General features: G+C 67.6%; 19 protein-coding genes. 10 read left to right on the top strand and 9 right to left on the bottom strand.

Features of this window, described 5'->3' with window-relative positions; all coding sequences use genetic code 11:
• Positions 1-12 precede the first annotated feature (12 nt).
• Genes LDO86_RS06490 through LDO86_RS06465 form a run of 6 tightly spaced genes read right to left on the bottom strand, consistent with a single transcriptional unit; the run spans position 13 to position 4,937 of the window.
• On the bottom strand, positions 13-396 hold the full coding sequence (locus LDO86_RS06490) for a hypothetical protein (protein ID WP_018770106.1): 384 nt from the start codon (positions 394-396) through the stop codon (positions 13-15).
• Between the two features lie 9 nt (positions 397-405).
• Positions 406-1,992, bottom strand: coding sequence for a radical SAM protein (locus LDO86_RS06485; protein ID WP_051081390.1), 1,587 nt, complete (start codon positions 1,990-1,992; stop codon positions 406-408).
• A 16-nt stretch (positions 1,993-2,008) separates the two neighbouring features.
• Positions 2,009-2,368: a hypothetical protein gene (locus LDO86_RS06480; RefSeq protein ID WP_043425075.1), complete on the bottom strand. Its 360-nt coding sequence runs from the start codon at positions 2,366-2,368 to the stop codon at positions 2,009-2,011.
• A 1-nt stretch (position 2,369) separates the two neighbouring features.
• Positions 2,370-2,717, bottom strand: a complete 348-nt coding sequence (locus LDO86_RS06475) for a hypothetical protein (RefSeq protein ID WP_018770108.1) — start codon at positions 2,715-2,717, stop codon at positions 2,370-2,372.
• Entirely contained in the window at positions 2,714-3,472 is a 759-nt protein-coding gene (locus tag LDO86_RS06470) for a prolipoprotein diacylglyceryl transferase family protein (RefSeq protein WP_018770109.1), read from the bottom strand. Before LDO86_RS06470 ends, LDO86_RS06475 begins: the two co-directional genes overlap by 4 nt.
• Before the next feature lie 49 nt (positions 3,473-3,521).
• A complete protein-coding gene (locus tag LDO86_RS06465; RefSeq protein ID WP_018770110.1) occupies positions 3,522-4,937 on the bottom strand; it encodes an NAD(P)H-quinone dehydrogenase in 1,416 nt (471 codons plus the stop codon).
• A 103-nt stretch (positions 4,938-5,040) separates the two neighbouring features.
• Here LDO86_RS06465 and LDO86_RS06460 point away from each other — a divergent pair, with 103 nt between their 5' ends.
• Together LDO86_RS06460 and LDO86_RS06455 are read left to right on the top strand one after the other, a co-directional pair.
• The gene (locus LDO86_RS06460; RefSeq protein ID WP_224084381.1) at positions 5,041-5,859 is read left to right on the top strand and encodes a purine-nucleoside phosphorylase; all 819 of its coding nucleotides are present in this window, start codon (positions 5,041-5,043) and stop codon (positions 5,857-5,859) included.
• 57 nt (positions 5,860-5,916) lie between these two features.
• Positions 5,917-7,665, top strand: a complete 1,749-nt coding sequence (locus tag LDO86_RS06455) for a phospho-sugar mutase (protein ID WP_018770112.1) — start codon at positions 5,917-5,919, stop codon at positions 7,663-7,665.
• A gap of 70 nt (positions 7,666-7,735) precedes the next feature.
• On the opposite strand, the gene nirD is transcribed toward LDO86_RS06455, so the two are convergent.
• Positions 7,736-8,116 (bottom strand): nitrite reductase small subunit NirD, encoded by a 381-nt coding sequence (gene nirD / locus LDO86_RS06450; RefSeq protein WP_018770113.1) that lies wholly within the window; start codon positions 8,114-8,116, stop codon positions 7,736-7,738.
• Positions 8,117-8,388: 272 nt separating this feature from the next.
• On the opposite strand from nirD, the gene nirB reads away from it, so the two are divergent.
• The 6 genes from nirB (at position 8,389) to LDO86_RS06420 (ending at position 15,469) form a co-directional block, all read left to right on the top strand.
• Complete coding sequence (gene nirB, locus LDO86_RS06445; protein WP_018770114.1) at positions 8,389-11,031, top strand: nitrite reductase large subunit NirB; 2,643 nt, start codon at positions 8,389-8,391, stop codon at positions 11,029-11,031.
• Positions 11,032-11,033: 2 nt separating this feature from the next.
• Entirely contained in the window at positions 11,034-12,065 is a 1,032-nt protein-coding gene (gene cobA / locus LDO86_RS06440) for a uroporphyrinogen-III C-methyltransferase (RefSeq protein ID WP_018770115.1), read from the top strand.
• A gap of 14 nt (positions 12,066-12,079) precedes the next feature.
• Positions 12,080-13,246: a uroporphyrinogen-III synthase gene (locus tag LDO86_RS06435; protein ID WP_018770116.1), complete on the top strand. Its 1,167-nt coding sequence runs from the start codon at positions 12,080-12,082 to the stop codon at positions 13,244-13,246.
• 225 nt (positions 13,247-13,471) lie between these two features.
• Positions 13,472-14,344 (top strand): FAD-dependent oxidoreductase, encoded by an 873-nt coding sequence (locus LDO86_RS06430; protein WP_026265906.1) that lies wholly within the window; start codon positions 13,472-13,474, stop codon positions 14,342-14,344.
• 89 nt (positions 14,345-14,433) lie between these two features.
• On the top strand, positions 14,434-15,153 hold the full coding sequence (gene deoC, locus LDO86_RS06425; RefSeq protein WP_018770118.1) for a deoxyribose-phosphate aldolase: 720 nt from the start codon (positions 14,434-14,436) through the stop codon (positions 15,151-15,153).
• 52 nt (positions 15,154-15,205) lie between these two features.
• Complete coding sequence (locus LDO86_RS06420) at positions 15,206-15,469, top strand: hypothetical protein (protein WP_018770119.1); 264 nt, start codon at positions 15,206-15,208, stop codon at positions 15,467-15,469.
• An 81-nt stretch (positions 15,470-15,550) separates the two neighbouring features.
• Here the strand turns inward: LDO86_RS06420 and LDO86_RS06415 are convergent, their stop codons facing one another.
• Both LDO86_RS06415 and mfd read right to left on the bottom strand, forming a co-directional pair.
• A complete protein-coding gene (locus LDO86_RS06415) occupies positions 15,551-16,363 on the bottom strand; it encodes a metal-dependent hydrolase (protein WP_018770120.1) in 813 nt (270 codons plus the stop codon).
• A 6-nt stretch (positions 16,364-16,369) separates the two neighbouring features.
• Complete coding sequence (mfd, locus tag LDO86_RS06410; protein ID WP_018770121.1) at positions 16,370-20,134, bottom strand: transcription-repair coupling factor; 3,765 nt, start codon at positions 20,132-20,134, stop codon at positions 16,370-16,372.
• Positions 20,135-20,430: 296 nt separating this feature from the next.
• Here mfd and LDO86_RS06405 point away from each other — a divergent pair, with 296 nt between their 5' ends.
• Together LDO86_RS06405 and LDO86_RS06400 are read left to right on the top strand one after the other, a co-directional pair.
• A complete protein-coding gene (locus LDO86_RS06405; protein ID WP_026265909.1) occupies positions 20,431-21,936 on the top strand; it encodes an SDR family oxidoreductase in 1,506 nt (501 codons plus the stop codon).
• Between the two features lie 44 nt (positions 21,937-21,980).
• A complete protein-coding gene (locus LDO86_RS06400; protein WP_018770123.1) occupies positions 21,981-22,478 on the top strand; it encodes a DUF2505 domain-containing protein in 498 nt (165 codons plus the stop codon).
• Positions 22,479-22,480 lie beyond the last annotated feature (2 nt).

Raw genomic sequence — 22,480 nt, 5'->3', positions numbered from 1 at the left:
TGTGGTTGCTTTTCACACCCCGAACAATCGTCCCGTGACCAGGTAGATCCCGTAGATGCCCGCGGCCAGGAGGACACCCAGATAGGACAGCACGAGCCTCGTGTCGCGCAGGTAGCACTTGGATTTCATCAGGCCGCGCCGCCGCGCTTTCCAGTATCCGATGAACCCGATGGCTGCAAACACGGACAGCGCCACGGGCCCTGCCAGCCACCCCAGCAGGGCAACCGTGGCGAAGATGCACAGGCGCAACGGGTCAAAAGGTGGTGCTTCGGCGTTGTCAGGGCCGGAACCCGGAGGGGCAGAGGGCACTGCAGGCATGACGCCGTGCTTGGCGCCCAGAAGCTCTGAGGGCAACGGGCCGGCGGCGATCCGCCGGGCGTGTGACGCGGAGTCCATCATTCCTCCCTAGACGTGACGCATCGGAATCAGCCGTGCACCAGTGGCCGTGCTCATGCGTTGCCTCGCCAGCGAGGGCCAGGCCTGCACTGCGCAGAACGGCGCGCATTGATGCGCGCCGGCGTCGCTCTTGGTTCCCACGTGCACGCAGCATTGGGTGAGCCGTTCCTCGATCATCGTGGAGATGTCCATGAAAGGTTTGACCATGATGCGCGTTACCCGTTCCGCGAGGAGCCTGCGGAGGCGTTGCTGCTGCCCCGGGAGTTTGCCCGCCGCCAGGGTGGTAAGCGTGCCGATGCCAAGATCGCACTGGGTGCAGACGTTCTTCCAAAGGTCCATCGTGCGGGGGTGGGACAGGGACGCCTGTTCGCTCAACAGGTCAAGCAGCGAGGTTTTCATCAGGTTCCGCAGCTCCAGCGGGATGGCGCTGTCGGCGATCCGGTTCGCAAGGCTGTCCGGGTTAAGCTCGAGCCAAGTGAGCAGCTGATCATGCCCAATCAATGCTGCCAGGGACCTCCAGACGCCGGCGTCGTCCTTCAGCATGTAACCCACTGAGGCGCAGTGCGGGTGGGAGCAGGGCAACGCTGTCAGGTCGTGCCAGGACACCACGCCGTTGGTCTGCCCGGCCAATCTTTCAAGGACGCCTGTGTGGGTGAGCCGGTCCATGGCATCGATGCCGTGTCCGCGTCCGGAACCGAAGACGGGCTGCAGCGCCACCCCTCCGATAAAGGGAGTCTCCAGGGCACGCATCACCACGGCACCGACTTCACCGTCGTTGACGCCCAGGGATGCTGTCATGGTCAGCGTGGTGAAAACGCCTGCATCCGACAAGCGCGAAATTGCCGCGTCCTTGAAGCGGGTAAGGTCTTCGCCGCGGTGGTGGATCGACGATTCCCTGGATGGACCGTCGTACTGGAGGTACACCTCCACCCTGTCCCGGTGCTGTTCCAGCAGGGCAAGCAGGTGGTCATCGGTGGCAATGAGCATGCCGTTGCTGTTCACCATGATCCTGACGATTGGCCGGGAAACGAGTTCATCCAGCAGTTCGGCAAGATATGGGTACAGCGTTGGTTCACCGCCGGAGAGCATCAGCACATCAAGGCGGTTGTTTTCCCGGGCCAGGCGGGTGTCAACATTGTCAAGCACCTCCCTCAATGGTGCGACTCCCTGCAGTTGTGGGCCGGATGCGGTGAAGCAGGTGGGGCAGCGCAGGTTGCAGTGCTCAATAATGTCCTGCAGCAGGATGCAGGTGTGTTGCGTTTGCATGGCTGGAAGCCCAAAGGCATATGCCTCAGGGACAGGGCGGAAATTGTCGGTCTGGTCAGGGATGTGCTGCTTGGTGGGCGCCTGCCACTTCTCCAGGTAGCGGAGGATTTCCGGAGACTCGTCGTACAGGGTGCGGACCAGCCCATGGTCCGGGCAGCCCCGTTCGAGCCACACGCGGCCGTCACGAATGAGCAGCGTCCCTGCCAGCCGGCGGACCTGGCTCAGTGGAGGGTTGGTTTCGTGGCATTTGGGGCAGAAAGCGGTCACATAGCGGTGGATCCTGTCACCGCGCAGCGGCTGTCCCGGACCGGGCAACTGTTGAGACTTCATGAATCGGCGCCCCTTCTCAAACTCCGGATTGCACCAGGGCACCCACGCAAAGTCCCCCGCCGAGTAACGTAAATATGCCGAGCCCGATCAGCAGCCCGGCCCCGGTGCGCGCGGTGCGGGGACTGACGGCAAGAACAACAGCCAGCCCCAGATAGACGGCGATCGGGACGAAGGCTGCCGGCCCGGCGAAGATGCTGGTTGCCCATGCATTCGGTGGTGCGATGTTCGGTGCTCCAATGCCTACTGTTGCCCAAAGGTAGAGGATGTACAGCGCCACAGCCCCGTAGACGACTCCAGACCCCAGATAGCCGCCCCGCGGTTCCGGCTGCTGCCCACGCCGTTGCTCCTCCGGCGGAACCCCTTGACCGTCATTCATGTCAGGCCCGGACCTGGGCAAGGAACGCGACGCAAAGGCCGCCACCCAGCAGGGTGAAGACTCCCAAACCGATAAGCAGCCCTGCACCCAACCGGGCCGTCGAGCGCCTGATGGCCAGAGCGATGGATACCGCCAAATAAACGGCAATGGGGATAAACGGGGATGGCACGGCCAGGAAGGTGGCTGACCAGGCATACGGTCCCCGAGCCATCGTCCCCAGTACATAGACGGCGTAAAGGGCCAGCGCCCCAAAGACGATGCCGGCCGCCAGGGAACCGCCGGCAGGTGATTGCGGCGGCAGGTTGCCCTGGTCCGGGGGCTGCGGCGGGATGTCCGGAGCGTCACTCATGCTGCGGTTCCTTCCATCTCGCGGCGGAGCGGCGAGCCGAAAACACGCCGGACCCGCCACACCAGGAGGGGCAAAACCGCCAGCAGGAACCATTGGGGCCGGCTCATCCCCAGCCACAGCACCTCATTGCCCCGGACAAACTCGACCAGGAACCTGAACACGGCGTAGGCGCTGACGAAACAGATAAAGAGGTCGCCGGGGTGGGGCAGGCGGTCCCGGAAACGCCACATCACGGCGAAAGCGGCCGCGTGAAAGAAGATCTCGTAGACGAAAGACGGATGAAGCCCCACCCCGGCCGGCGCCCCGATCAGCGCGGCCTGGGCCGGGGTGAGAAGGATTCCCCACGCTCCCCCGGTTGGCGTGCCGGGGAGCTCTGTCAGAAGGCAGCCGATGCGCCCGATGATGAGGGCCAGGGCTACAGCAGGGGCCAGCAGATCCCCCGTCGGCTGCCGGTAACCGGTCAACCGTTTGGCCAGGAGCACGCCGCCCCAGGCCCCCACAAGCCCGGCCAGGATGCTGCGGTCGCCGTTGCCCCACCAGTCAGCAAGTGAAACCTGGCGTGAGATATCCCAGGTAAGCAACCTGGAACCGATGGCCCCGAAGGCAACGGCAAAACCGGCTATCGGCCACAACCGCGGATCCGTCAGCCCGCGGCGGCGCTTCTCATATGCGTAGAAGAGCAGGGCTGCGAGAATTCCCAGCCCGACGAACCCGGCATGCACCAGCCCGTTTCCCGCGAAGGGAAGCCCAATCATGAGCAGAGTGTAACAACGGGTTGCCCAGCGAATGCGGGCCCTTCGGCCCTTACATGTGGACGTGCAGGCGGCGGGCGGCTTCGGAGATGGATCCGGTCAGCGACGGGTACACCGTGAAGGTGCTGGCGACGTCGTCAACGTGCAGCTTCTGCTTGACCGCGATGGAGATCGGGAAGATCAGCTCCGAGGCGTTCGGCCCCACCACCACGCCACCGATCACCGTGCCGGAACCCTTCCGCGCAAAGATCTTGACGAACCCGTCCTTGGCGTTGCGCATCTTGGCGCGGGCGTTGCTGCGCAGGGAGAGCTTGACGACGTCGGCCTGGTACTTGCCGGACTCGATCTCGGCTTCGGATACGCCAACGTTGGCGATTTCGGGCGAGGTGAAGATGTTGGATGCCACTTGGTGGAGCTTGAGCGGGGTCACGCCGTCGCCCATGAAGTGCGCCACCGCGATGCGGCCCTGCATGGCGGCCACGGAGGCCAGCGGCAGGACGCCCGTGCAGTCACCGGCGGCGTAGACGTTCGGGGCCGTCGTGCGGGAGACGCCGTCCACCTTGATGTGGCCGCTCTCGCTGACGGCGACGCCGGCCTCCTCGAGGCCCAGGCCTGCCGTATTGGGGATGGACCCCAGGCAGAGCAGGCAGTGGCTGCCGGTCACCGTGGAGCCGTCGGAAAGGGTCACCACCACGCCCTTGTCGGTGCGTTCCACTGTCTGGGCACGGGAACGGGACAAAACCCGGACCCCGCGGCGTTCGAAGACTTCCTCCAGGACCACGGCGGCGTCAACGTCGGAGCCGGGCAGCACGCGGTCGCGGCTGGACACCAGGGTGACCTTGGAACCAAGGCCGTTGTAGGCGGAGGCAAACTCCGCGCCGGTAACGCCGGACCCCACCACGATGAGCTCCTCGGGCAGCTCGTCCAGGTTGTAGATCTGCGTCCAGTTCAGGATCCGCTCACCGTCGGGGCGGGCGGTCTCCAGCTCGCGCGGGTGTGCGCCCACGGCCAGCAGGATGGTGTCCGCCTCTACAGTCTCGGTGCCGTCCACCGTCATGACCTCGATGGTGTGGGTGTCCAGCAGCCGGCCGGAACCCGCAATAATCCGCACGCCCAGCTTTTCCAGGCCGTCCCGGATGTCCTGGGACTGGTTGCGGGCAAGGTTGAGGAGGCGGTCGTTGATGTGCTTGAGGTCTGCTCGCATCACCGGCACGAAGTCGCCGCCGTCGACGTCGAACTTCACTCCCAGCTCGCCGGCCTCTGCCACGCGGGTCATCAGGTCGGCCGTGGCAATGAGGGTCTTGGACGGAACCACATCGGTCAGCACGGCGGATCCACCCAGGCCCGCGCGTTCGATGATGGTGACCGTCGCCCCGAGCGAGGCGGCCACCATGGCAGCTTCGTATCCACCGGGACCACCTCCCAGGATTGCGATCCGGGGGGAGCTGAAATCTGGATGCGTAGTCACAGTCATCCATTCTCGCCCATTTGCCGCTGACCACCAAGAAAACAGGGCGCTCTCCGGGCCGGCCGTGACGGGGGCAACACGGGCGGCACGATAACTTGTACTGGTGAGTACAACAGACTTCCTGAACACGGACCCGTTTGCCGCCGCACGCGCCGCAGCGGACTACATCGCCGAAGAGACAGGCGTGGACCGGCACGACACTGCCTTGGTCCTCGGCTCCGGGTGGGGCGAGGCCGCCGACCTCATCGGCGAGACCACCGCCACCGTGTCGGCCGAAGAAGTCCCCGGCTTCCATGCCCCCGCCGTGGAAGGCCACGTGGGCACCATCCGCTCCATACTGACGCCCTCGGGAAAGCGCGCCCTGGTCCTGGGCGCCCGCACGCACTACTACGAGGGCAAGGGCGTCAGGGCAGTGGTCCACGGAATCCGGACCGCGGCGGCCGCCGGGTGCAGCACCCTGGTCCTCACCAACGGCTGCGGCGGACTCAACGAGGACTGGGCCCCCGGCACCCCGGTGCTGATCAAGGACCACATCAACCTCACCGCGTCCTCACCGCTGGAAGGCGCCACCTTCGTGGACCTTACCGACCTGTACTCGCCGCGCATCCGCGGGCTGGCCCGCGAGGTGGACCCCACCCTGGACGAGGGCGTGTATGCACAGTTCCCCGGCCCGCACTACGAAACACCGGCCGAGGTGCAGTACGCCAAGCGGATCGGTGCCGATCTGATCGGCATGTCCACGGCGCTGGAAGCCATCGCCGGGCGGCACTCCGGGATGGAAGTGTTCGGAATTTCGCTGGTCACCAACCTCGCGGCCGGGATCAGCCCCCAGCCGCTCAGCCACCAGGAAGTCATCGAATCCGGCCAGGCAGCCGGCCCGCGCATCTCCAGGCTGCTGGCCGATATCATCGCCCGGCTCTAACGGATCAGGCGCCCAGGGTGCGTCACGGGCACGGGCAATGACGATAGCGTTAGGCCCATGACGTCTTCCGATGCCGAACTTCGCCTGCTCACCGAAGCCCGCGAATGGGCTGCCCAAGACCCGGATCCCGCAACGAAGGCGCTGCTCCTTGAGCTTGTCCGCCTTGTTGAGGACGGCGATCCCGCGGCCCGGCAGGAACTGGAAGACAGCTTCCGCGGCACGCTCCAGTTCGGCACGGCAGGGCTGCGCGCCGCCCTTGGCCCGGGGCCGAACCGGATGAACCGGGTGGTGGTGCGCCGCGCCGCAGCGGGACTCGCGGCCTTCCTGGGGGACGCCGCAGCCAAGGCCGCTCCGGGCACCCGCCCGCGCGCCGTCGTCGGGTATGACGCCCGGCATAACTCGGATGTCTTCGCGGCCGAAACCGCGGCAATCTTCACCGGGGCCGGCATCGAAGCCTTCCTGCTCCCGGCGCCCCTCCCCACTCCCCTGCTGGCGTACGCCGTCCGCGCCCTGGACTGCGACGGCGGCGTCATGGTCACCGCCAGCCACAACCCGCCCCAGGACAACGGGTACAAGGTGTACCTGGGACGGCATGCCGTGCCGGCAGACGGCGACGGCGCCCAGATCGTGGCGCCCTACGACGCGGAAATCGCTGGCCGGATCAGCGCCGTGGGGCCGCTGGAATCCATCACGCTGGCAGAGGGCGGCTGGACCGTCCTGGACGGTTCGCTGGCAGCCGGGTATGAGCGGGCGACGGCGGCACTGGCCATGGCGGACCGCTTCCCCGCCCGGGACCTGCGGATAGTCCTCACCCCGCTGCACGGCGTCGGCGGCGGGACTGCGCTGGACGTCCTGGAAGCGGCAGGTTTCAAAGATGTCACCGTGGTGGCTGAACAGGCCGAACCGGACCCGGATTTTCCCACCGTAAGTTTCCCCAACCCGGAGGAACCCGGCGCCCTGGACCTGGCCCTCGAGGCGGCCGCGCAGCTGGACGCCGACCTCGTGATCGCCAATGATCCCGACGCCGACAGGGCAGCCGTGGCGGCAAAGGATCCCGATACGGGCGCCTGGCGGATGCTCCGGGGCGACGAAGTGGGTTCCCTGCTGGGCGCCCACATGGTGGCCCGGCTCGCGGACGGCACCGCCGGCGCGGACGCTGACGGCCGGGGCGTCTTCGCCAATTCGATCGTTTCCTCACGGCTGCTGGCCCGCATCGCCGCCGCGGCCGGCTTCGCCCATGAGGAAACACTGACCGGGTTCAAGTGGATCTCCCGGGTTCCCGGGCTTGTCTACGGCTACGAGGAGGCGCTGGGGTACTGCGTTGCCCCGGAGCTGGTGAAGGACAAGGACGGCATTTCCGCCGCCGTCCTGATCGCCGAACTCGCGGCAGCGGCCAAGGCCGCAGGCAAGACGGTCTTCGACACCCTGGATGAGCTGTACCTCCAGCACGGCCTGCACGCCAGCGACCAGCTAAGCATCAGGGTTGCGGACCTGGGACTCCTGGACGCCATGATGAACCGCCTGCGGGTTTCGCCGCCGGAATCGTTCGGACAGTCCGCTGTGGAGGTCTTCACGGACCTGGCTGAAGGCAGCGCGCACCTGCCGCCCACCGAAGGGCTGCTCTACATCACCCGAAACCTGACCCGTGTCATCATCCGGCCCAGCGGCACCGAGCCCAAGCTCAAGTGCTACCTCGAGGTGATCCACCAGGTGGGGTCCGCCGCGGAACTGCCGGCAGCGCGCCAGGCCGCGCGTGCCTCGCTGGACGAGGTCCTGCACGACGTCAGCGAAGCGCTGGGCCTGTAGGAACTGCCGGTTAAACACCAAAGGGCGCCTGGGCCACTGAAGGCCCGGCGCCCCATAAGGGGTGCGGGTGTTACAGCTGCACCTCGACGATGCCGTCGGTGACCCGGGTGCTGAATGCTGCCAGGCGCAGGCCCGGTGTGGTGAAGCATTCGCCGGTCTCAAGGTCGTAGACCTCCTTGTGCAGGGGGGAGGCGATGGTGGGCCGCGTCCCCTTTGAGCCCAGGATGCCGCGCGCCATGACGTGGGCTCCGGTGGCCGGGTCCTCGTGTGCCACGGCGAAGACTTCACTGGGGCCGGTGCGGAACAGCGCCACCTGCCGGCCTGCCACCAGTGCGGCCTCGCCCCAGGCTGGTTCGAGGTCCTCCACCGCGCAGACACGGTGCCAGCCGGTGTGGAATCCAGCGATGTCAGATTCGGCGGCGAGCGCCCCAAGTTCCAGTGTTGCCGTCATGTCCGGCTCCTTTCCCTGTGCCTGTTGTCCTTGCACGGCTGCTTTTGCGGCCGTTTCCAACGCTAGGGTCCGGGTGTTTCAACGGGGTGCGGTGAATGTGTCCGGCGCGTAAAAGAGACCTAACCCGCCCGGAAATGCGCTCGTGATGCAGAAGTTAAGTTGGCGAAACAAATGGGAAACTGAAGCGAAACTGCGTCTCCCTAGTCTGGATGGACAGCTCGTCAGAGAAGGCTGCAGGAAAACTGCCTGCGGCCCATGCGAAAGGCCCATCAGTGACCGAACAGACTTCAAGCACAGAGACTCCGCGCCGCATCGTCGTCGCCGGCGGCGGCCCCGCGGCCCACCGTTTTGCGGACGCAATGCATGCCCGCGGCCTCGATGGCTGGCATGTCACGGTCCTCACCGAGGAAGTCCACCTCCCCTATGACCGGGTGGCGCTGTCCAAAGCCCTCACCGACAACGACGTCGACCTGACGCTCGGCACGGCGTCCATGTGGGACCACGCCGGCCTGGACCTGAAGACCGGCGAGCGCGTCGTAAAGATCAACGCCGAAGCGAAGACGGTGGAAACCGCCGCCGGCAACAGCTACCCCTACGACGAACTCGTGGTCGCCACCGGCTCGAATGCGGCCCGCCTGCCCATCCCCGGCGCGGAGCACACGCACGTCTACCGCACGCTTGAAGACGTCTGGGCCATCAACAAGGCCATCGCGGAGCTCACGGAGAAGCTCGGCCGCAAGGTCAACGCCGTCACTATCGGCGGCGGGCTCCTGGGCCTCGAGTCAGCTGCCGGCACCGAGCAGCTCGGCGCCAACCCGATCGTCATCGACGGTTCCCAGTGGCTGATGGCCACCCAGCTCGACGAGGGCGCGGGCCAGGCCATGGGCAGGCTCATCAAATCCAAGGGTTTCGAAGTCCACGGCGGGGTCTTTCCCTCGGAGGTACTTTCCGACGACGACGGCCAGGTCACCGGGGTGCTGATGGCCGACGGCCGCGTCATCGACGCCGACATCGTGATCGTCGCCATCGGCGTCCGTCCCCGCGATGAACTCTTCCGCGCCGCCGAGGGCGAGGAACAGGTATTCAGCCTGGGTCCCCGCGGCGGCGTGGTCATCAACGACTACTGCGAAACCGAAGTGCCCGGCATCTGGGCCATCGGTGAAGTGGCCAACTACGGCGGCATGTGCCTGGGCCTGGTGGCGCCGGCCAACACCATGGCGGAGATCGTGGCCGACCGGCTGCACGGTGGGGATGCCACCTTCCCGGGCTTCGACACCGCCACCAAGCTCAAGCTGTCCGGTGTGGACGTGGCCAGCTTCGGTGACGCGTTCGCCAAGACCGAGCACGCCCTGGAAATCGTCTATGCCGACCCGGCCCGCGGCGTCTACCAGAAGATCGTGACCACGGATGACGCCAAGACCCTCCTGGGCGGCATCTTCGTCGGCGATGCCTCCCCTTACATGAGCCTGCGCCCGCTCCTGGGCCGCGAGCTCCCGGCCGAACCGGGCGCCTTCCTGAGCGCGGCCGGCGGTGGCGAGGCGCCGGAGACCGAACTGCCGGATGACGCCACGCTGTGCTCCTGCAACAACGTCACGGCCGGAACCATCCGTGACACCATCAACGCCTGCGGCGCCTGCGAGGGCAACGCCCCGGTCCAGGAACTGGGCGAGTTGAAGGGCTGCACCCGGGCCGGCACCCAGTGCGGCTCCTGCGTCCCCATGCTGAAGAAGCTGCTGGAAACCGAGCTGACCAAGTCCGGTGTGGAGGTCTCCAAGGCCCTCTGCGAGCATATCGAACTGTCCCGCCAGGAACTGTTCGACGCCATCCGCGTCCTGGGGCTGACCTCCTTCGAAGAGATCATGGCCAAGTACGGCACCGGCGCCGGCTGCGACATCTGCAAGCCGACGATCGCCAACATCCTGGCCAGCCAGAACAGCGCCTACGTCCTGGACGCCGGCCGCGGCACCCTGCAGGACACCAACGACCGCGCCCTGGCTAACATGCAGAAGGACGGCACCTACTCGGTGGTCCCCCGCATCGCCGGCGGTGAGATCACCCCCAAGAAGCTGGGCGTCATTGCGGCCGTGGCCGAGAAGTACGGCCTGTACACCAAGATCACCGGCGGCCAGCGCATCGACATGTTCGGCGCCCGGCTGGAGCAGCTGCCGGAGATCTGGAAGGAACTGGTGGACGCCGGCTTCGAGTCCGGCCAGGCCTACGGCAAGAGCCTGCGGACCGTGAAGTCCTGCGTCGGTTCCACCTGGTGCCGCTTCGGCGTCCAGGATTCGGTGGCCATGGCCATCAAGCTGGAACTGCGCTACCGCGGCCTGCGCAGCCCGCACAAGCTCAAGATGGGTGTTTCCGGCTGTGCCCGCGAATGCGCAGAGGCGCGCGGCAAGGACGTGGGCGTGATCGCCACGGCCGACGGCTGGAACCTGTACGTGGGCGGCAACGGCGGAGCCACCCCGGCCCACGCCCAGCTCCTGGCCAAGGACCTGGACGACGAAACCCTGATCAAGTACATCGACCGCTACTTCATGTACTACATCCGCACCGCGGACCGCCTGCAGCGCACGGCCCGCTGGCAGGAGGAGCTCGACGGCGGCATCAAGCACGTTGAGGACGTGGTGGTGAAGGACACCCTGGGCATCGCCGAGGACCTTGAGGCCGCCATGGCCAAGCACGTGGACACGTACGTGGATGAATGGGCAGACACCCTCAAGGACCCCGAACGCCTGCGCCGGTTCCGCTCCTTCGTCAATGCCCCCGACCAGAAGGACGACTCCATCACCTTCGTCCCGGACGAGCGCGGCCAGATGCGCCCCGCCACTCCGGAGGAAAAAGGCAAGGTCCTGATCGGGGCTTCCATCCCGGTCCGCTCCGCCACCACGGAAACCCCTGGAAACGAGGCATAGCCATGCAGCTCAGTATCGACCTCACCGGCCGGAACGTCCTGGTGGCCGGCGCCCCCGACGCCGCGCGGCAGGCGGTGCGGCGGTACCAAGCCGCGGGCGCCGTCGTGCACCGCCTTGGCAGCCCCGAAGAGGCGCGGCTCGTCCACCTGCCGGAGCGGCTGTTCCTGGTCGCCGCCGTCGAGGACGGACAGCCCGGCTGGGACGCCTTCCTGGACCGCTGCCGGAAGACCGGCATCCCGGTCGCGGCCGAGCCTGCTGCGGGACCCGCCGGACACGTCACCCTGGTGGGCGGCGGCCCCGGCACGAGCGACCTGCTCACCGTGGCGGCGGTCAAGGCACTCCGCGATGCCGACGTCGTGTTCTACGACCGACTGGCGCCGTACCAGGAACTGCCGCGGCTGACCTCCGCGGAACTCGTGGATGTCGGAAAGAAGCCTGGCCACCACAAGGTCAGCCAGTCTGACATCGAAAAGCTGATGGTGGAAAGTGCCCTTGCCGGCAACAACGTGGTCCGCCTCAAGGGCGGGGACCCCTACGTCTTTGGCCGCGGCGGCGAGGAAGTTGCCGCCTGCGTGGCAGCTGGCGTCAAAGTGCACGTCATCTCCGGCGTCACCAGCGCCATCTCGGTCCCGGCCGCAGCAGGCATCCCGGTGACCCACCGCGAAGTCAGCCACATGTTCACCGTGGTCTCCGGGCACGCGCCGCTGACGGAGAAGGAGCACCACCACCTGGCCGGTCTGGGCGGCACCATTGTGGTGCTCATGGGCATCGGCACCCTCCACCAGCTGGCGGCAGGCCTGCGCCGCGCCGGGATGCGCCCGGACATGCCCATGGCCGTGGTGGAGCGGGGCTACCGGCCCGGCCAGCGCACCACCATCGCTGACCTCGGCACCATCACCTCCGCCGCTGCCGGCTGCAGCAACCCGGCAGTGCTGGTCATCGGCGAGGTGGTGCGGGTGGCTGAAGCGAACCGTGACCACGCCGGTGCCGCCGCAGACCTGGACAGGCTGGCGGCCTCGCTGCTGGGATCATGAAAGGATTGACCCCCATGACTGCACTTGCACCGGCTGAACCGGCCCAGGCCGCACCGACGACGCAGGCCGAAGAAGCCACCGATGCCGCGGAGTCGCCCTTGGAAGGGTTCCGCATCGGCGTCACCTCGGACCGGCGGTCGCGCGACCTGATCGAGGCCCTGGAGCGCCGGGGTGCCGAAGTGCTGCATGCGCCGGCGCTGAAGATCGCCCCCGTCCAGGAGGACATGCGCCTCATCGAGGACACGCGGGCCATCATCGCCGCCAAGCCGGACCTGTGCATCGCCACCACCGCCTACGGCATGCGCCGGTGGTGCGAGGCCGCTGACTCCTTCGGGATCGGCGACGAACTGCTGGAAACGCTGGGAAACTGCCGCATGTTCGTCCGGGGGCCCAAAGCCCGCGGTGCCGTGCGCGCGGCCGGCCTTGCCGACGTCGGCATCAGCAGCGACGAAACCACCGCCACGCTGGTGGACATGCTGCTCACCGAAGGCGTCCGGGGCAAGACCGTCGCCATGCAGCTGCACGGCTACACCGACGTCCGCCAGATTGAACGCCTGCGGATGTCCGGCGCCACGGTCCTCACCGTCACGCCCTACCGGTGGGTTAAGCCCGACGGCGAGGACAGGCTGCCGCGCCTGATCGAGGCCGCCTGCAGCGGGAACCTGGACGTCCTGACCTTCACCAGCGCCCCAGCCGTGGACGCGATGTGGAGCACCGCCCACGAAATGGGCCTGTACAAGCAGCTGGTGGAAAGCCTGAAGCTGAACGTCACCACCGCGGTGGTGGGTCCCGTGACGGCACAGCCACTCCTGGACGCGGGCGTGACGCCGCTCATCCCGGAACGTTTCCGCATGGGGGCCCTCATCCGGCTGGTGTGCGAGCATCTGGCCCTGAACCATGTCCGGCGGCTGGACACCCGCTCCGGGAACATCGAGCTTCGCGGCCGCAGCCTGCGGATCGACGGCCAGGCGGTGGAACTGGCACCCGCTCCCCTGCTGCTCCTGCGCGCCCTGCTGGGTGCCGGCGGCGCTGTCCTGTCCCGTGAATCCCTCTCCGACCTGCTGGAACTCCGGGGTTCCGTGCACGCACTGGATATGACGGTCAGCAGGCTGCGTTCGTCACTGCCGGACGGAAAGCTCATTGAAACGGTAGTCAAGCGCGGGTACCGGATCCGCGTCTAAGGAACGCCTGTGCCGGCCACTTGTGCGCCGGGAGGGGCGGATTGTGTCCGCCGGCCGGTGAATGAGAGGTGGGTCACGCGTTCTGTTACCGGCCGGTAAATACTGGCGAACACGGGCCCGGTAAACAGCAATGGGTGGGTAACACAACCGAAAAAGCAGGCCCCTACGCTGGGTTCCATCATGAAGTTCCGGCCGGTTCCCGGCCGCCAGCGAAAGGGCCAGCACATGTCCGCTCCGGCACCCTCAACGTCCACCTCCGCCGCAACCCGCATCGTCATCGCCGGCGCCGGCCCCGCCGCCCAGGCCCTGGTGGCCCAACTGGACCGGGCACGGTTCGCCGGCACCATCACCGTGCTGAGCAACCGCGATGACACCCCGGCGGAACTGCTGGAGCTGGCCATGCTCCCCCAGGTCTCCGTCCGCTTTGGCCAGCCGGCCAGCCACATCGATGCTGCCAAGCGCACCGTGGCAACCGCCGACGGCATGGAATTCGCCTACGACCAGCTGGTCATCGCCACCGGCTCGGCTCCCGTGGCCAACCCGGTGGACGGCGCCGCGCAGTGCCTGAGTTACTCCACCATCGACGACGCCCCGCGCATTGCGGACGGAGTGCAGGAAGTCACCCGCGAGCTGGGCCGCCGCCCCGTGGGGATCCTGGTGGGCACCGGGGCAGCGGCAGGGCAGGCCGAAGCGGTACTCCGGGCCAAGGGGGTGCGGCCAATCCGCACCACCGCCCGGCCCGCGGCCATCATCCCCGCCGTCGTTTCCGGAGGGGCCGGTTCCCCCCTCGCCGCCTCCGCCGTGGTCTTTGAAGACGGCAGCAGCATGACCGGCGACCTGGTGGTCCTGGCCGAGGAGCGGGTATCCCGGGACGGCCTCGCCGCCAGCGCGGGCCTGCGGACGGCCGCCGGCGGCGGCATCGAGATCAGCAGGGACTTCCGGACGTCCGTGCCGGGGATCTGGGCGATCGGCGACGCAGCAGCGTTCGACGGCGTGCGCCTGGGGCTGCTGGTGGCCGCCGCGTCGGCGGCAGGTGCCTGTGCCACCCAGTTGCTGACTGCCGCGGCTGCAGCGCCGGTCCTTCAGGCTGCCGCCTGAGCGGCCGCCACCGGCGCCGTGCGCTGTGACAAGATGGTTCCCGAAACCGAGTCAACGCCGGGCCCACAAGGCCCTTCGAGAGGACCATCATGAGCAACGAAGCCACCGTTCACGCAGGAACCGCTGATCCGGCCGGGACCGCGAACATCGCCTCCTACATCGACCACACGCTGCTCAAGCCCGAAGCCTCGGAAGCTGACGTGCTGAAGGTCTGCGCGGAGGCAGCCGAGTACCGGTTCAAGTCGGTCTGCGTCAACCCCATCTGGGTCAAGACCGTCACCAAGGCGCTCAAGGGCTCCGGCGTCCTCACCTGTTCCGTGGTGGGCTTTCCGCTGGGGGCCACCCCTACAGACGTGAAGTCGTTCGAGGCCCGCGGCGCCGTGCTGGACGGCGCGGACGAGGTGGACATGGTGATCAACATTGCCGCCGCGAGGGCCGGTGACCAGGGCGCCTTGACCGAGGACATCGCCGCGGTGGCCGAGACGGTGCACGCCGGCGGCGCCATCCTGAAAGTCATCATCGAAACAGCCCTGCTCACGGATGAGCAGAAGGTGCTGGCATGCCGGGCGGCCGTTGAGGCCGGGGCGGACTTCGTGAAAACCTCCACGGGCTTCAACGGTGGCGGCGCCACCGTTGAAGACGTGGCCCTGATGCGCCGCGCGGTGGGCCCTGACCTGGGGGTCAAGGCCTCCGGCGGCGTACGGTCCCTGGCCGACGCGCAGGCTATGATTGCAGCAGGTGCAACACGAATTGGTGCCAGCTCCGGGATTGCCATCGTCAAGGGTGAACAGGGTTCAACCGCTTACTGACCGGACCCGGAAGCGGCCGCAGACCAAGCCCCGCGGGGCCGAGGAGGAACATATGTCCAGCCAGATCAACGCGTCCAGCCGGGACTCGGCGTCGAACCAGGACTCCGTCCGGACCCCGCAGAACGAGAACAACCTCGCCACCAGCGTCATCCTGTTCGCGGTCTGCTTCGTGCTGTTCCTGGGCGCCATCTACTCGCTGTCCTTCCTCAGCCTGGGCAACCCGTGGCCCATGGCCGCCTGCCTGGCCCTGTTTGCGCTGGCCTTCTGGATCCCGCAGACCATCCTGGGCCGGTCCGACTCTGCGGGCGAGCACTAACACCCACTCCATACAGCAAACAACGGACCGGCGGACTTTTCCGCCGGTCCGTTGCTGTTTCCCGCTGAAGGGTGTTGCCTGCTAGAACCAGAGCCTGATCCAGGCGCCCGCGGCAGCCGCCGCACGGCCCCAGTGCTGTTGGGCGATGGCCCAGCCGGCCATCGACATGCCCACCATGGCGTACGCGCTGACCGGGATCAGCACCAGCCACTCCCGCTTGGAACCGGCACGCCCCAGCAGGGGAAGGGACAGGGCGCCGTTGGCCCGCCAGACGTTCCGCAGCAGGGGCAGCCGGCGCAGTATTTTCGGCGGCCGGACCACCAGCGGCCACAGCAGCGGCACTCCTCCGGTGGTGATGAGGTCGCCCACGATGTGCACCACCACCCCGATCAGCATCGAGGTGGGCAGCCAGGTCCACTGCCCCGGCGCGTATACCGTGACCAGGCCCGCCATGACCAGCGCGAAGATCCAGTTGGAGATAAAGCCGCTTTTGGGAAAGAGCTTCAGCGCCTTCGCCGCAATGTTGATCAGGAACATGCACAGCAGCCCGGCCCCCACGGACAGGCGGCCCCAGCCCGTGTCCAGGTGCACCTGCGATGCCAGGCCGGCGAGGAAGACAAAAACCGCGGCACCAAGGATGGAGTGCGTTCCCTGCCGGTGGCCCCCGCTGGCGTTCTCGATGCCGCGCGCAATCACGTTGGACAGCGGCGGCAGCGAGTGGGCCACCGTGCTTGCCCGGTGGTCCCAGTCGCACACCAGTGCCGTGCCCGCGGTGGCCATGCCGCCGATGAGGATGCCCGTGGGATCCAGCGGGTACCAACCCAGGGTGTAGGGGCCGGTGGACGCAACAGCTACCCACGCCGCGGCTCCAGACGCGGCGTGGTGTCCTCCCATCACGTACTAGCCGCTGACTGCCGGGGCGGCGAGCGGGGCGTCGGAAAAGATATTCCGGATCACGCCGTTGGCCCATTCCAGGATCTCGGCGTCCTGCAGGTCCCGGCCGCCGATCCGTGCCGTCTTGGGCTTGGGGATGAGGACGGCGTCGAGTGCGGGTTTGGACTGCGATCCGGGGTACATCCGGTTCAGGCGCATGATCTTGGATTCCGGGAGCGAGGCCGGGGAGAACTTGATGAAGTTGCCCTGCAGAGCGACGTCGGACAGGCCGGCTTCGCGCGCACCAACACGGAAGCGTGCCACCGCCACCAGGTTCTGGGCGGGCAGCGGAAGTTCACCGTAGCGGTCAACGAGCTCGGCCTGGACCTCGTCGATGGCCTCATTGGTGATGGCCGCTGCGAGCTTCCGGTAGGCCTCCAGGCGCAGCCGTTCGCCGGGGACATAGTCGTGCGGCAGGTGGGCGTTGACCGGCAGCTCGATCTTCATCTCCGCGGCCTTTTCTTCGGCCTCGCCCCGGTAGTCCGCCACGGCCTCGCCCACCAGCCGGATGTACAGGTCAAAGCCCACTCCCTGGATGTGGCCGGACTGTTCGCCGCCCAGCAGGTTGCCGGCACCGCGGATTTCCAGGTCCTTCATGGCCAGCTGCATGCCGGCGCCCAGTTCGTTGTGCGCGGCCACGGCCTTGAGCCGTTCCAGCGCCACCTCGCCCAGCGGCTTCTCTGACGGATACAGGAAGTAGGCGTAGGCGCGTTCACGGCCACGGCCCACGCGGCCGCGGAGCTGGTGCAGCTGGGACAGGCCGTACTTGTCCGCGCCGTCCACGATCAACGTGTTGGCGTTGGAGATGTCCAGGCCTGTCTCGATGATGGTGGTGCACACCAGCACGTCGAAGCGCCGCTCCCAGAAGTCAACGATGATCTGTTCCAGGCGGCTCTCGGACATCTTGCCGTGCGCCACCTCCACCCGTGCCTCGGGCACCAGCTCGCGGATCCTGGCGGCCGTCCGCTCGATAGTGGACACCCGGTTGTGGACCAGGAACACCTGGCCTTCACGCATCAGCTCGCGGCGGATGGCGGCCGAGGTCTGCTTGTCCGTGTACGGGCCCACGTAGGTCAGCACGGGGTGCCGTTCCTCCGGCGGGGTGGCCAGGGTGGAGGTTTCCCGGATGCCGGTGAGGGACATCTCCAGGGTGCGGGGAATCGGGGTGGCACTCATGGCCAGGACGTCCACGTTGGTGCGCATCTTCTTCAGCGCTTCCTTGTGCTCCACGCCGAACCGCTGTTCCTCGTCCACGATCACCAGGCCCAGGTCCTTGAACTCAAAGTCCTTGGCCAACAGCCGGTGCGTGCCGATCACCACGTCCACGGCACCGCTCTTCACACCCTCCGCCGTCTCCTTCGCTTCCTTGGCGCTCTGGAACCGGGACAACGGCTTCACCCGCAGCGGGAAGCCGGAGAAGCGTTCGGTGAAGGTCTCGTAGTGCTGCTGGGCCAGCAGGGTGGTGGGCACCAGCACCGCCACCTGTTTGCCGTCCTGCACCGCCTTGAAGGCAGCGCGCACCGCGATCTCGGTCTTGCCGTAGCCCACGTCGCCGGACACCAGCCGGTCCATGGGAATCTCCCGCTCCATGTCCGCCTTGACCTCGTTGATGGTGGTCAGCTGGTCCGGCGTCTCCACGTACGGGAAGGCCTCCTCCAGTTCGCGCTGCCAGGGCGTGTCGGGTCCAAACGCGTGGCCACGGGAGGCCATGCGGGCAGAGTACAGCCGGATCAGTTCGCCGGCGATCTCCTTGACGGCTTTGCGGGCCTTGGACTTGGTGCTGGCCCAGTCAGCGCCGCCCATCTTGCTCAGCACGGGGGTGTCGCCGCCCACGTAGCGGGTCACCTGGTCCAGCTGGTCCGTGGGGACGAACAGCCGGTCGCCGGGTGCGCCGCGCTTGGCCGGCGCGTACTCCAGCACCAGGTATTCCCGGACGCCGTCGCCGCCGCCGGCCACCTTGCGCTGGATGAGTTCCACGAACCGGCCAATGCCGTGCTGTTCATGGACCACGTGGTCCCCCGCCACCAGTTGCAGGGGATCGACGGCGTTGCGCCGCTTGGAGGGCATCCTCCGCATGTCCTTGGTGGACCCGGCGGAGGTCCGTCCCAGCAGGTCGGCTTCGGTGAGCAGGCCCAGTTTGAGACCGTCCAGGACAAAACCACGGCCGACGGCGGCAGTAGTCACCTCGATGATGCCCGGCTGGGGTTCGTGGTCCAGGCTGTCCACCCGGGCACAGGGAATGTCGTTCTCATGGAACAGCTCGGCCAGGCGCTGGGCCGGCCCGGGCCCTTCCGTGGCCACCACGATCCGCCACTGGTCGCGGACGTGCGAACCGATGAACTCCATCATTTCCGCCACGTCGCCCTGGTAGCCCCGCGGCTCCCGGGCATGCAGGTTCAGCACGTCGATCTCGGGCAGCAGCTCCGCGTCCTGCGCCAGTGACGTAATCGACCACCAGGACACGCCGTGCTCCAGCGAGGAGGTGCGCGTTTCCGCCAGGGACCGGAAGCTGGCAGAGTGCAGCGCCGCACTCGCCTGCGAGCTGAGGTCCAAAGGTGCCGCACCGCCGTCGGACGCGGTGGACCATGCCGCTTCGAGGAACTCCTCGTTGGTGGCGGCAAGGTCGTGGGCGCGGGTGCGCACCTTCTCCGGCTCGATCAGCACGGCGATGGAGTCGGCAGGCAGCTGGTCAACGAACGGAACCATCGCATCCACCAGCACCGGCGCCAGGGATTCCATGCCCTCCACGGCGATTCCGCCGGCGATCTTCTCCAGCATGTCCGCGGCGGCCGGAAGCTGGGACTTCAGCGTGGCGGCGCGGGACATGACGGACGGGGTGATGAGGATTTCCCGGCACGGCGGGGCATGCAGTTCGGTGGGATGGTGGACGCCCGGGGCGGACAGCGAGCGCTGGTCGGCCACGGCAAACCAGCGCATCTGGTCCACTTCGTCCCCGAAGAACTCCACCCTGATGGGGTGGTCCTCGGTGGGCGGGAAAACGTCGATGATGCCGCCGCGGACGGCGAACTCACCGCGGTGCGTCACCATGTCCACACGGGCGTACGCGGCGTCGGCAAGGCTCTTCACGACGTCGGAGAACGGCACCTCCTGGCCCACCTTCAGCGTGACGGGAACCAGGTCGCCCAGGCCCGCCACCACCGGCTGGACCACGGCGCGGACCGGCGCGACGACGACGCGGAGCCGGCCCGCCGTCGAGCCTTCCGGGTGCGCTGGATTTTCCGGATGGGCCAGGCGGCGCAGCACGGACAAGCGGCGGCCTACGGTGTCCGAGCGCGGCGACAGCCGCTCGTGCGGGAGGGTCTCCCAACTGGGGAACTCGGCCACCGAATCCGCGGGCAGGTAGGCGCGCAGGGCCGCAGTGAGGTCCTCCGCCTCCCGGCCGGTGGCAGTGACGGCCAGCACCACGCCCGGCTCCATACCGCCCGCCTGTTCCGCCTTGGCCGCCAGCCCGTCAGCCATCTCCGCGAGCAGCACCGGACGAAGTCCCGGAGGAGCGCTGATCTGGTAGTCCTGTCCGCGGATGGCGAATCCCCGGGCAGCCTCGGCGCGGACCCGGGCGAACGTCTGGTCCGGCGCCAGGGCACGGCGCAGCCCGTCCAGCGACGGGGCGGCACTGGTCTTGGCGGGCCGGGCCGTGCCTGTCCTGGACGTGCCCGTGCTGGATGTGCCTGTGCTGGATGTGCCGGCGGCGGACTGGCCGGGAAGACTCATGGCAGAAGCTCCTGTGGTGTTCATCGAGGGTCGCAGGCAACGCGAAAACCCGAAATTCGCTGCGAATCCCGGGTACTCCCAGCCTACCGCGCAGGAACGACATGGCAGCGCGGCGCCCACAGGCCTAGGCTGGCAGGGCCGGACAGTTGCCCGTTCGGAGCCCCTTAGTTCGGAGCCATTTTGTTGGGAGCCCTGTTGTTCGGAGCCGCGGCCCGTCCGGACGGGCCGCGGCTCCGAACAACAAAGGACGAAGCCAGGCCGGCACGAGCAGGGGCCAGGACCATACAGGAGCCAGCATGACTGCAATGAGCGCCCAGCCAGCACCAAAGACTGTCCTTGTCACCGGGGCCACCGGTTACATCGGCGGCCGCCTGGTGCCCCGGCTTTTGGAAGCAGGCCACACCGTCAAGGTGCTGGTCCGCTCGCCGGACAAGATCGCCGGCGTGCCCTGGCGGGACAAAGTGGACGTGGTGGAAAGCAGCCTGGACGACGGCGACGCCCTCCGCGACGCCCTGGCCGGCGTCGAGGTCTTCTACTACCTGGTGCATTCGATGGCCGCCGGCGCGGGATTCGAAGCCAAGGAAAAGGCCATGGCCAGGACGGCCGCGGATGCTGCAGCGGCCGCGGGGGTCCGCCGGATCGTCTACCTTGGCGGCCTGCACCCCCAGGGGGTGGAGCTGTCCACCCACATGCGGTCACGGGAGGCGGTGGGCAAGGTCTTCCTGGACAGCCCGGTGGACGCCGTGGTGTTCCAGGCAGGCGTGGTGATCGGCTCCGGCTCCGCCTCCTTCGAGATGATCCGGCACCTCTCCGAAACACTGCCCCTGATGCCGGCGCCCAGCTGGGTGCGCAACAGGATCGAAGCCATCGCCGTGCGTGATGTCCTCTACTACCTGGTGTCCGCAGCGTCGCTGGAGGGCCCCATCAACCGCACCTTCGACATCGGCTGCCGGCAGGTGCTGACCTACGCGGGGATGATGCAGGAGTACGCCGCCGAAGCGGGCCTGCCCTACCGGGTGGTGCTGGCGCTGCCGGTACCGGCACCCAAGCTGGCAGGCATGTGGGTGGCCCTGACAACACCCATCCCGCTCTCCATGGCCGTGCCGCTGGTCCAGTCCCTGCAGCATGACGCGGTGGCCAACGAGCACGACATCGACCAGTACATTCCCCAGCCCGACGGCGGCCTGACCCCCTACCGCAAGGCGGTGGCCCTGGCGCTGGGAAAGGAGCGGGACGGCCAGGTGGAGACCACCTGGGCCAACGCCGGTGCCGACTCCGATCCGCTTCCCAGCGACCCCGATTGGTCGGGGCACAAGGTCTACATCGACGAGCGGACCTTCCACGGCGATGTGGACCCGGCCCACGTCTGGACGATCATCGAGGGCATCGGCGGGCGCAACGGCTGGTATTCCCTGCCCCTGGCCTGGCAGGTCCGCGGCTGGCTGGACAAACTGACCGGCGGCGCAGGCCTGCTGCGTGGCCGGCGGCACCCGCACACCCTGGCCATCGGCGAAGTGGTGGACTGGTGGCGGGTGGAGCAGATCGACCGGGGCAGGCTCCTGCGGCTGCGGGCCGAGATGCGGGCGCCGGGACGGGCCTGGCTGGAGCTTTCCGTGGAGCCCGACGGCGCGGGCAGCCGCTACCGGCAGCGCGCCATCTTCTTCCCCAAGGGATTGAGCGGACGGCTCTATTGGCTCGCCGTGCTTCCGTTCCACAGCCTGATCTTCCCGGCCATGGCCCGGAACATCACCGCTGCCGCCCAGAAACTTGCCGATGCGGAGCCCTCGCCGGTCACCCCGTAGGATGTTGGAGGCGTAAATCCTTTCCCCAAATCCCAGGAGGACCCATGGCGCTGAGCGCAACCACAACCCTTCCGCACTCCGTTGACAGCGTTGCTGCTGTGCTGGTGAACGAAGATTTCCAGCGCCACGTCAGCCAACTGGTAGGCGGCACCCTGGAGTCCTTCAGCGTGGACGGTGACATCGCAGGGGCCTTCAACGCCACCTCGGTGCGTACCCTCCCCACCACCCGCCTGCCCGAGATTGCCCGCAAGTTCGTGGGTGAGCACCTGAAGGTGACGCAGGTTGAAAACTGGGAGGCCCCGGCCGCCGACGGCTCCCGCCAGAGCAACATTTCGCTGAAGATCGCCGGCGCCCCGGTGGATGTCACGGCCGTCCAGCGCCTGGTGGCCGATGCCGGTGGAACCCGGGTGGAGCTCGAGGGCGCCGTTAAGTCCTCTGTTCCGTTCCTGGGCGGCAAGATCGCCGACGCCGCCGAACCCATGGTGGCCAAAGCCCTGAACCTGCAGGCCGCACAGGCTCAGGCCTGGCTGGAAAGCCACTAACC

It is taken from the genome of Arthrobacter sp. StoSoilB19 (assembly GCF_019977275.1).
Lineage (GTDB): Bacteria > Actinomycetota > Actinomycetes > Actinomycetales > Micrococcaceae > Arthrobacter.
Note: the sequence above shows the minus strand (reverse complement) of the source record. Positions and strands in the feature narration are given on the sequence as shown.

What these genes read in the sequence shown, in the direction of transcription:
- LDO86_RS06405 (WP_026265909.1), top strand. Translation starts at nt 20,431, where the DNA reads ATGACTGCAATGAGCGCCCAGCCAGCACCAAAGACTGTCCTTGTCACC.
- LDO86_RS06470 (WP_018770109.1), bottom strand. Translation starts at nt 3,472, where the DNA reads ATGATTGGGCTTCCCTTCGCGGGAAACGGGCTGGTGCATGCCGGGTTC.
- mfd (WP_018770121.1), bottom strand. Translation starts at nt 20,134, where the DNA reads ATGAGTCTTCCCGGCCAGTCCGCCGCCGGCACATCCAGCACAGGCACA.
- cobA (WP_018770115.1), top strand. Translation starts at nt 11,034, where the DNA reads ATGCAGCTCAGTATCGACCTCACCGGCCGGAACGTCCTGGTGGCCGGC.
- LDO86_RS06475 (WP_018770108.1), bottom strand. Translation starts at nt 2,717, where the DNA reads ATGAGTGACGCTCCGGACATCCCGCCGCAGCCCCCGGACCAGGGCAAC.
- LDO86_RS06455 (WP_018770112.1), top strand. Translation starts at nt 5,917, where the DNA reads ATGACGTCTTCCGATGCCGAACTTCGCCTGCTCACCGAAGCCCGCGAA.
- nirD (WP_018770113.1), bottom strand. Translation starts at nt 8,116, where the DNA reads ATGACGGCAACACTGGAACTTGGGGCGCTCGCCGCCGAATCTGACATC.
- LDO86_RS06430 (WP_026265906.1), top strand. Translation starts at nt 13,472, where the DNA reads ATGTCCGCTCCGGCACCCTCAACGTCCACCTCCGCCGCAACCCGCATC.
- LDO86_RS06415 (WP_018770120.1), bottom strand. Translation starts at nt 16,363, where the DNA reads ATGGGAGGACACCACGCCGCGTCTGGAGCCGCGGCGTGGGTAGCTGTT.
- LDO86_RS06490 (WP_018770106.1), bottom strand. Translation starts at nt 396, where the DNA reads ATGGACTCCGCGTCACACGCCCGGCGGATCGCCGCCGGCCCGTTGCCC.
- LDO86_RS06420 (WP_018770119.1), top strand. Translation starts at nt 15,206, where the DNA reads ATGTCCAGCCAGATCAACGCGTCCAGCCGGGACTCGGCGTCGAACCAG.
- LDO86_RS06435 (WP_018770116.1), top strand. Translation starts at nt 12,080, where the DNA reads ATGACTGCACTTGCACCGGCTGAACCGGCCCAGGCCGCACCGACGACG.
- LDO86_RS06485 (WP_051081390.1), bottom strand. Translation starts at nt 1,992, where the DNA reads ATGAAGTCTCAACAGTTGCCCGGTCCGGGACAGCCGCTGCGCGGTGAC.
- LDO86_RS06480 (WP_043425075.1), bottom strand. Translation starts at nt 2,368, where the DNA reads ATGAATGACGGTCAAGGGGTTCCGCCGGAGGAGCAACGGCGTGGGCAG.
- deoC (WP_018770118.1), top strand. Translation starts at nt 14,434, where the DNA reads ATGAGCAACGAAGCCACCGTTCACGCAGGAACCGCTGATCCGGCCGGG.
- LDO86_RS06400 (WP_018770123.1), top strand. Translation starts at nt 21,981, where the DNA reads ATGGCGCTGAGCGCAACCACAACCCTTCCGCACTCCGTTGACAGCGTT.